This window comes from Methanobrevibacter sp., assembly GCF_017406825.1.
GTDB lineage: Archaea > Methanobacteriota > Methanobacteria > Methanobacteriales > Methanobacteriaceae > Methanocatella.
On sequence record NZ_JAFQXT010000026.1, the window covers coordinates 1 to 8902 of the forward strand.

Annotated in this window: 7 protein-coding genes; 3 read left to right on the forward strand and 4 right to left on the reverse strand. The window is 37.6% G+C overall.

Annotated elements, in window-relative coordinates:
- Window positions 1–138: 138 nt before the first annotated feature.
- The gene (locus tag IJF99_RS04450; RefSeq protein WP_292792485.1) at window positions 139–1323 is read left to right on the forward strand and encodes a hypothetical protein; all 1185 of its coding nucleotides are present in this window, start codon (window positions 139–141) and stop codon (window positions 1321–1323) included.
- Window positions 1324–1353: 30 nt separating this feature from the next.
- Here the strand turns inward: IJF99_RS04450 and IJF99_RS04455 are convergent, their stop codons facing one another.
- Window positions 1354–4068 (reverse strand): valine--tRNA ligase, encoded by a 2715-nt coding sequence (locus IJF99_RS04455; protein ID WP_292792487.1) that lies wholly within the window; start codon window positions 4066–4068, stop codon window positions 1354–1356.
- 142 nt (window positions 4069–4210) lie between these two features.
- Between IJF99_RS04455 and IJF99_RS04460 the strand changes: the two genes are divergently transcribed.
- Both IJF99_RS04460 and pheT read left to right on the forward strand, forming a co-directional pair.
- On the forward strand, window positions 4211–4567 hold the full coding sequence (locus IJF99_RS04460; protein ID WP_292792489.1) for a hypothetical protein: 357 nt from the start codon (window positions 4211–4213) through the stop codon (window positions 4565–4567).
- A 17-nt stretch (window positions 4568–4584) separates the two neighbouring features.
- Entirely contained in the window at window positions 4585–6240 is a 1656-nt protein-coding gene (gene pheT, locus IJF99_RS04465) for a phenylalanine--tRNA ligase subunit beta (RefSeq protein ID WP_292792491.1), read from the forward strand.
- A 178-nt stretch (window positions 6241–6418) separates the two neighbouring features.
- On the opposite strand, the gene IJF99_RS04470 is transcribed toward pheT, so the two are convergent.
- From IJF99_RS04470 to IJF99_RS04480, 3 genes are all read right to left on the reverse strand, one after another.
- Window positions 6419–6679: a winged helix-turn-helix domain-containing protein gene (locus IJF99_RS04470; protein ID WP_292792493.1), complete on the reverse strand. Its 261-nt coding sequence runs from the start codon at window positions 6677–6679 to the stop codon at window positions 6419–6421.
- 36 nt (window positions 6680–6715) lie between these two features.
- Window positions 6716–7120 carry a secondary thiamine-phosphate synthase enzyme YjbQ gene (locus IJF99_RS04475; protein WP_292792495.1) on the reverse strand — a complete coding sequence of 135 codons (405 nt, stop codon included), beginning with the start codon at window positions 7118–7120 and terminating at the stop codon, window positions 6716–6718.
- A gap of 48 nt (window positions 7121–7168) precedes the next feature.
- The coding region (locus IJF99_RS04480; RefSeq protein ID WP_292792497.1) for a right-handed parallel beta-helix repeat-containing protein at window positions 7169–8902 on the reverse strand (1734 nt) is incomplete at its 5' end.

An 8902-nucleotide genomic window follows, 5' to 3' on the forward strand; every position in this document is an offset into this window, starting at 1 on the left:
CGAACGAATATTAAAATTGCTTCCTTGACATCAAAACTCAAACTATCACCTTATTGTTATTAATTACTTTATATTTAACATTTAAATGTATTGTTTTTTATAAGATAATAACAATATAGATACATAGGATGTGTTAACATGGATGCCGTTACCAAAGAAAAATTAAAATTAGCACAAAGATTCAAGAAAGAAAACAAGAATGACGAAGCAGAGGAAATCTACCGTGAATATTGGGAAACATCACCTGAAGCATTCTCAAAATTTGACAAAAATAATTTCAGTTGGATCTTATACAATAAATACATCAAGGACAATGACGATGCTGAGGAAATGCTTGAGAATGCTGAGCTGATAACACAAGTCAAAAAGCAACAGGACCAAACATCAGACAGCAAATACCCATGTCCTTATACATTAACTGTTCTGAAAGTTCTTGAAAACCTGAACAAGACAAACGATTTTGAAGAGGCTCTCATGTGGGCCGAACTGATAAATCCCGATTATTTGAGTGCAAAAGCCAGTGATTTCAACGGAAGAAAATATCCTTCAAATAAAGAAAAATATTACAGCCAAGTAACAAAGGCCCTTTTGAAACTTGATGATATCGACAGATGCTACGAATTGTCAAAAGAGGCACTTGAACTGGATGGGCTGACAGATGACGTTTGGTTCAAATGGAGATTGGCCAAATGCGCCAATGAACTTGGAGAATATGATGAGGCCATTGGTTATCTGAAAGAAATCATGGCCAAAAAGCCCGACTGGTACATCAAAGCCGAAATAGCCAACAGCTATTATTTCAGCGGAGACTTTGAAAATTCATTATCATATGCAATCGATGCAGCATTGACCCCTGCTCCAAGTGAAAGCAAGGTGAACGTCTATTCATTGATTGCTGATTTGGTTGAAGATGAATATCCTGAAGAGGCTCTGCAAAACAGGTATCTTGAATACTGCATCAGACTCAACAAGGAATGGAAAATCGATGACAGATTAGCCGAACAAATAGAGAAAGCGGGTCTTGACAGTGAAAACACCCAATACTGGAAAATCGAAAAAGACCTTAAACCCTTCTGGAATTCCTTGAGATACAAAGGCCAAGAGCTTAAATATGGCATTATAAGCAGGATATTGCCTAACGGAAAGGTAGGATTTATTAAAGGCGAAGATGAGGAATCTTATTTCTTTGCAAAACATGATTTCAATGGAAGAAATGAAGATTTCAAGGAATATACAAGTGTTAGTTTTTACACCGAAGAAAGGCTCGACAAGAAAAAGGGCGTGATGAAACCTAATGCTGTAAACATTAACACAATCAATTGAATGTTTAAAAAAAAAGATTTTGAGAAGTAATTATCTAATTACTTCCACAATCATATCTAAGTTTTCTGACTGCAGGATATCCACTTTTTTACCGGATGCTCCGACAATCTCCTTTTTGATATTCAGCATGTCTTCAGGAACTACAATGTCACCGATTGTTAGTTCATGATTTTCCTGTAAAACAGAACCGATTTCATCGATAGGGGTTGATTTCAGATAACCGATGATTTTTCCGGCATCTCCCTTGAATGTTGGTCCTATTTGTGACATGTCCGGTTCAACTTCTATGATTTTTTCATGAACTTCAGGTTTGCCTGAGCTGATTGCCAAATCATTGATTTTTAAGGTTCCTCTCAAATCGTCATCGAATTCATTGAATATTTCCACCAATGAATCATCTGAAGTATACACGTTTACCTCTGCAAGTTCCGCATTCAGCGGAATTTTTGATGCTGATTTGAATCTTCTAACTTCATCAATCAACTCAACAGTGGTCTCTCCCTTGGTTTCCATCTCTTCGCTGATCAGTTCATCATAGACTTCAGGCCATAATGTAGTGTGGATCGATTCGTCTGAGAAGTATTGGTATACCTCTTCTGTAAAGAACGGAGCGATTGGAGCGAGTAACTTAAGGGATGTTTCAACAACTGTTCTTAAGGTGTATTTTGCAGCTTTTCTGGATTCGTCTGAAACGTCAGTGTATAACCTGTATTTAACGGCTTCAATGTATTCGTCACAGAAATCATGCCAGAAGAACCTTTCGATTGAGGTTATGGTGTCTGCGAAATTGTAATCTGCAAAGGCATTGTCCACTTTAATGTTTAAATTATTGAGTTTTGATAATATCCATAAATCAAGAGGTCCTAAATCATCTTTAACCTCATCATAGGCCACTTCCTCATCAAAGATCTGCATGCTTATGAATCTGAATGCGTTCCAGAATTTTCTAAGGAATCTGTATCCGTGCTTAATGTCTTTCCAGTCAAATATTACATCAGATCCAGGAACGCTGTTAGCTGCCCATGTCCTTAATGAATCTGCACCGTACTGTTCGATTACCTCTTCAGGACCCACCACAAATTCAGGTCTTGACTTGCTCATTTTGTTTCCGTCTTCACCGAATACCATACCATTTATTACGATATCGTCAAACGGTTTTAGACCTGTTAATGCAATGCATCTTAGAGTAGTGTAAAATGCCCATGTACGGATGATGTCGTGTCCTTGCGGACGGATATTTGATGGGAAATGATTGATATAATCCTCATCAGGCCATCCTGCAATGGATAGCGGTGAGATAGATGAATCCATCCATGTATCCAATACGTCTTCCTCAGGGATAAACTCTTCGCATCCGCATTCACATGCATGTTTCGGCTTATCTACAGTTGGATCAATCGGCAGGTCTTCCACATCAGGTAAAATCACTTTTCCACAGTCCTTACAGTACCATACAGGAATTGGGGTTGCAAATATTCTTTGTCTTGAAATACACCAGTCCCATTCCATGGAATCCGCCCAGTTTACCATACGGGATTTCATATGCTCAGGAACCCATTTCATCTCATCTGCAGCAACTTTGGTCTTTTCAATCAAATCGCGAACAGCTACAAACCATTGCTTTTTCACAAGAATTTCGATAGGGGTTTTGCATCTCCAGCATTGACCGACATTCTGGTCGACCTCTTCCTGTTTTAACAGGTATCCTTCACTGTCCAAGTCTTCGATTGTTTGTTTTTTACAGGACTGCAAGTCCATTCCTTCGTATCTGCCTGCAGCGGCGGTTAATGTGCCTGTTTCATCGATTGCATTGATGATTTCCAAATCATATTTTTGAACCCAGCTTACGTCAGTCTTATCCCCAAAGGTACAAATCATTACTGCACCAGTACCGAATTCAGGGTCTACCTCTTCATCTGCAATGATTTTGACTTTCTGATGTGATAAAGGAACTTCCACATATTTTCCTAAAAGATGAGTGTATCTTTCATCTTCCGGATGAATTACAACAGCTACACAAGCAGACATCAATTCGGGACGGGTAGTCGCGATCAGGATACCTTCAGTTTTAGGGTTGGCCTGTTTTCCTGAAGATTGTGAGGAAACAATATCATCATAAGAGTCCTCCACTGCCGGAGGGAAGTTTACATAGTTCAAGAATGTAGTGTTGTCGCTGTATTCAACTTCTGCAAAAGCGATAGCTGTCTGACAGCGAGGACACCAATTTACAGGATGGATTCCCTGATAAATCAAGCCATCCTCATACATTTTCAGGAATGAGTATTGTGTTCTTTTCATATACTCCGGAGTCATTGTGACGAACTCGCGGGTCCAGTCCTGTGAATAACCCATTGCTTTCATGTCTGATTTCATGCTTGCAATGTTTTTGGTGGTTAGGTCAATACAGTATTGTCTGAATTGTGCCCTTGAAACATCATTTTTATTGATATTGTAAGTTTCTTCAACTTTCACTTCGGTTGGAAGACCGTGACAGTCCCATCCCTGTGGGAACAGCACGTCAAATCCTTTTTGTCTTCTGTATCTTGCGTTCATATCAATGTAAACCCAATTGAGAACATGTCCTAAGTGAATTGCTCCTGTTGGGTATGGTGGGGGAGTGTCAATTACATATCTGGGACGAGACCCGTCTCCAATATATTTGTAGATTTTGTCATCTTCCCATTTTTGCTCCCATTCTTTTTCTTTTTTAAAGTCATAGTCTTTAGGAATTTCTTGCTTTGACATAAATTTTCTCCTAAAATAATTAAGTAACAATAATATTTTTAATTATGTAGTTTATTATTTAAAAACATTAAGTAGATAGTTAACTATATTATATAACAAAATCAAATTATTAATATTATCAAGTAAAAAGGACTGTGTAAAAATGGAATTATTATGGTTTTATGTTGCTGTCGTATTGGCTATAAGTGATGTATTGCACACCACCCTCATGTGGAAAGTCTTGAATAACTTCTATATTCTGTTAGGTGGTTTAATACAACAATCCACTCATTCTACATGGCAGACCTGGCTTGCACATGAAATAATGGAAGCTGGATTCCATTTTATTGTATTGTCAATAGTTTTCTTAAATCCGACTGTCGGAATTCTAGCAGCCCTGATTCACTTTGTAATCGATATTACCCATACCATTTTAATACGTGATATGGGCGAATTAGAACATAGAGCATTGCATTTTGTAGTTGAATCTCTATTTTTCATTTTAATTTATGGTTTATAAAATAATGGAGTTATTAAATGCCGGTTATAACATTTAAATATCAAGATTTAAAAGATTTAGGAATAGATATGGAAAAAGATGAATTGATAGACACATTACCTATGATGTCCAGTGACATTGAGGACTTTGACGATGAAGAAATCAAGGTGGAATTCTTCCCGAACCGTCCGGATAATTTATCTGTTGAAGGAGTGGCCAGATCTTTTAAGGGATTTATCGGTCAGGAAACCGGATTGCCGGATTATGCAGTTGAAGAATCCGGAGAATATGTGACAGTGGACAGTGATGTTGCTTCAATCAGACCATTTATAGGATTTGCAAAAATCAGCAATGTTGATTTTTCCGGCGACAAACTCAAATACTGTATGGATTTCCAGGAAAATCTTCACTGGGTAATCGGAAGGGACAGGAAAAAAGTTGCAATCGGTATTCATAATGCCGATGTGGTGGAAGCTCCATTCAAATATATCGCAACTCCTAAAGATGCCAATGCATTTGTTCCATTGGAAAAGGACTTTGAAATGACTCCTGAAGAAATCTTAACCGAGCATGATAAAGGTAAGGACTATGCTCATTTAATTGAAGAATTTGATAAATATCCATTAATCTTAGATAAAAACGATAATATCCTATCCATGCCTCCAATCATTAACGGAGAGCTTACCAAACTTAAAGAAGATACCAGAAACATTATTGTGGATGTGACCGGTACTGATGAAAGAGCAGTTTACCAGGCATTGAACATCATCTGCTCATCATTTGCCGAAGTTGGAGGAGAAATCAAATCCATGGAAGTCAGATATGAAGACAAAACCATTGTCACACCTGATTTGACTCCACAGGAAATGAACGTTCATGTTGATACAGCCAATGAATTGATTGGTGGAACCTCCTTAACCGCTGAAGACATCAAAGGCCTGCTTGAAAAGGCCCGTTTTGATGCGGAAATCTTAAACGGCAATGAGGTTAAGGCCATCATTCCTGCATATAGGGTAGATATCCTGCATGAAGTCGATATCGTTGAAAATATCGCAGTGCAATACCATATTAATGATATTGTTGCCGAATTGCCTGACATCAACACCGTTGCTTATGAAAATAACTGGTTTAAAGCAGAAAGCACCATCCGTGAAGTAATGATCGGTTTAGGATTCCAGGAAGTAATGAGCCTAATGCTTACCAGCGAGGAAGCACATTACAAAAACATGAATCAGGAAGAAGAACCCCACGTTCAGGTTGCAAGGCCAATCACAATCGACAGAACAATGATTAGAACCAGCCTAATCAACAGCCTTATGGAATTTTTGGAAGACAACAAGCATGAAGACCTTCCACAGAAAATCTTTGAAATCGGTGATGTTCTATACATGGATGAAACAAAAGAGAACAAAACTGTTTCCTCTAAAAAACTGGCTGGTGTAATCTGCCATTCAACCGCTAACTTTACCGAGATAAAATCAGTTGTTACAAGTATCTTGGCAAACCTCGGATACTCAATGGAGATATCCGACAGCGAAAATAAGACATTCATTGCAGGCAGAGTAGCCGATGTTACCGGCGTGGCTCAAAAAGGTTCAATAAAAGGTTTCTTTGGTGAAGTATCACCTGAAGTAATCACCAACTTCACACTGGATTATCCTGTAATTGCATTTGAAATAGAATTTTTAAACTAAATTCTTTTTCAATACCATAATTTTCTCATTTGTGTTTCCATAGCAGAGTAATTACTCACTTGCGGAGAAGCATCATAATTATTGAAAAGAAATATCAGAATTAACAAAAAGATTATAATCACTATTAAAATTATTGTCCATCTTCTCAATTTAATGACACCACCTTAAAAAAATAGCATTAATCAATGAGTTTAGCTACATCTTCACCTTTAGGTGTTAATCTATATACTCTGTTTTTGCGTTTTTCCTCATTGATGCATTCGGCAACACCGCATTCCTTAAGCTCTCGCAATACCTTTGAAATGTGATTTGAACGAATTCCAATGTCTTCAGCCAGATCTGTTGGAATCTTGTTGCTGTCATTAAGAGATTTTACAGATCTTTCCCTATAAGAAGAACTTATTACATATCCATAAGCTATTAATGTTTCATCATCCATTGCTCCACCCCCATTTATTCACATCTTATTAATATATTATTCGCCTATTATTGTTAAACTTATTGTTCTTCCATGTCTTGGTCCGTCAAGTTCGATGAAGAAAACGGACTGCCATGTGCCCAAGTCCAATCTGCCGTTTTTAATCGGCAGACATTCACTGGATGAAAGCAGGAATGATTTCAAGTGTGATTTTGCATTATTATCAATTCTGTCGTGCTCATAACTGAACTCATCACCAATAAGATTGTTTAGAACGAGTTCCAAATCCTTTAAAAGGCCGGATTCATTTTCATTGACTACAATGGCTGAAGTGGAGTGTTTTGAAAAAATGGAGATTATTCCATCTTCAATATCGATCACTTCATTGATTCTTGATGTGATGTCAATGATTTCGAAGTTCTTGTTGGTATTCAACTTTAAAGAATTAGTTTTGATTGTCATTGATAATAATTAGATTTTCATCATATAAAAAAGAAAAAAAGAAAAAAGTTATTCGTATTCCTCTTTGCGCCAGTACCCATAGACAAGCATTACCATAACAGAAATAATGCTTAACACCACAAGACCGGACGTATCTGTGATTTCTTTTGAAATCTTGCTTGGAGGCACAATTTCATATGCTTTACCTTCTTCAGACACTTCACCTTCACTGGCATCTCCGGTATTAATGTTACCGTTAGTTAATTCACTTTCACCATTGTCTGATGAATCCTGATAGTTTCCTGATGCGTTTGTTCCATGAACGCCTGATTGATTGGAATTAGCATAATGGGCGCTGTTGGAAGTTCCATCTTCACCGAATCCCTTAGCGGCACCACTACTTGCACTGGTTGAAGTTTGTGAACTGAAACCATTTGCACCAGTCTTGCCGTTGGTTGTCTGTGATGTCTGGGAGTCCTTGTTGGCACCTTCATCTCCGGATCCCGCCTTATACTTGTAGGTGACCGGCTTTCCGCCAATCATGACTTCAACATCATATTCCTTGTCAGGATCGAGATTGGCATCGATGATTGCCTTGCCGTTGACGAATTTTGCAGTGTATTGGTTTCCGTTAATGTTGACTGTTGTGTCAAAGGTACCGAATTCCTGAACCGCATTGCCATTTGTATCATACATCTGAAGGCCAATACCATTTTTAATGGATATTGTGTCCATTCTCATGATTCCTGCAAGAAGCATTGGGCATACGAATGTGTTTTCGTCATCAGTGGAGTCAAACCAGTTGTCACCTAATTTGAAAACAGGCAAATCAGGATTGTTTTTGGCTTGATATCCTTCATTGTGTGCAAGGACATTATATTTAACTTCCAATCTTGAAGGGTTGCCTTCTTTTGCTGTTTTGAAATCTGCACCGAACAGCAAACCGTTTCCTGATTCGAATGCTCCCAATTCATAATCAGTGTTTCGGCGATTGTTAATGAATGAGTTTGAATTGATAACATCATTGCTTGATTGGGAATCAATATAAATCCCGTTAGGGTTTTCATAGGCGATATTATGCTTAAGAATATTTCCAGAAGAGACGTTGAACATGGAAATTCCATTGAAGTTATTGTGGTGAACCGTATTATTTGTTATATTGCAATAATATATGTTTGATGTTTCGATTCCTGATCTTTTGTTGTGTGAAATGTCATTTCCTGAAACAATGGAGTTTTTAACGTTTTTAAGTTGAACCCCATTTGCTGCGGCTTTTGAAATATTGTTATTGGTCAATGTTATATCCTTGGAATTCTTAATCAGAATGGAATTTTTACCACCTGCAATCACATTCTTATTGATTGTTATGCCATTTGCAGAATCAACGACAATACCATAATCACTATTGGATGAAATGAGAGTTATTCCAGATAAAATACTGCCCGCACCATTAGATGTGAAGTAAAATCCGAAAGTGTCTGTTATTCCCAAATCACCGGCTTTTGAAGTTATTTGATTAGATGCATAAATCTTTGAGTTGCTTTTTGACATGATGTTTAGCTTCTTATCCACAACTAAGGAAATGTCATTGTATGCACTGTCTGTAAACTCAAAGCTATCCCCATCATTGGCATTATCAAACATTGCCTGGATATCCTCATTGGTCAAATCGGAGGTGATTTGATGGTTCGCACTAGTCAAATTATCATTTGTCTGATTTGCATCGCTTGCACTTGCCGCTGAAATTAGAAATAACCCGATTAAACATATGAACAAAATATTGTAAAGTTTTTTATCCATATA

Coding starts and splice junctions, on each gene's coding strand:
- pheT (WP_292792491.1), top strand. CDS start 4,585: ATGCCGGTTATAACATTTAAATATCAAGATTTAAAAGATTTAGGAATA.
- IJF99_RS04455 (WP_292792487.1), bottom strand. CDS start 4,068: ATGTCAAAGCAAGAAATTCCTAAAGACTATGACTTTAAAAAAGAAAAA.
- IJF99_RS04450 (WP_292792485.1), top strand. CDS start 139: ATGGATGCCGTTACCAAAGAAAAATTAAAATTAGCACAAAGATTCAAG.
- IJF99_RS04470 (WP_292792493.1), bottom strand. CDS start 6,679: ATGGATGATGAAACATTAATAGCTTATGGATATGTAATAAGTTCTTCT.
- IJF99_RS04460 (WP_292792489.1), top strand. CDS start 4,211: ATGGAATTATTATGGTTTTATGTTGCTGTCGTATTGGCTATAAGTGAT.
- IJF99_RS04475 (WP_292792495.1), bottom strand. CDS start 7,120: ATGACAATCAAAACTAATTCTTTAAAGTTGAATACCAACAAGAACTTC.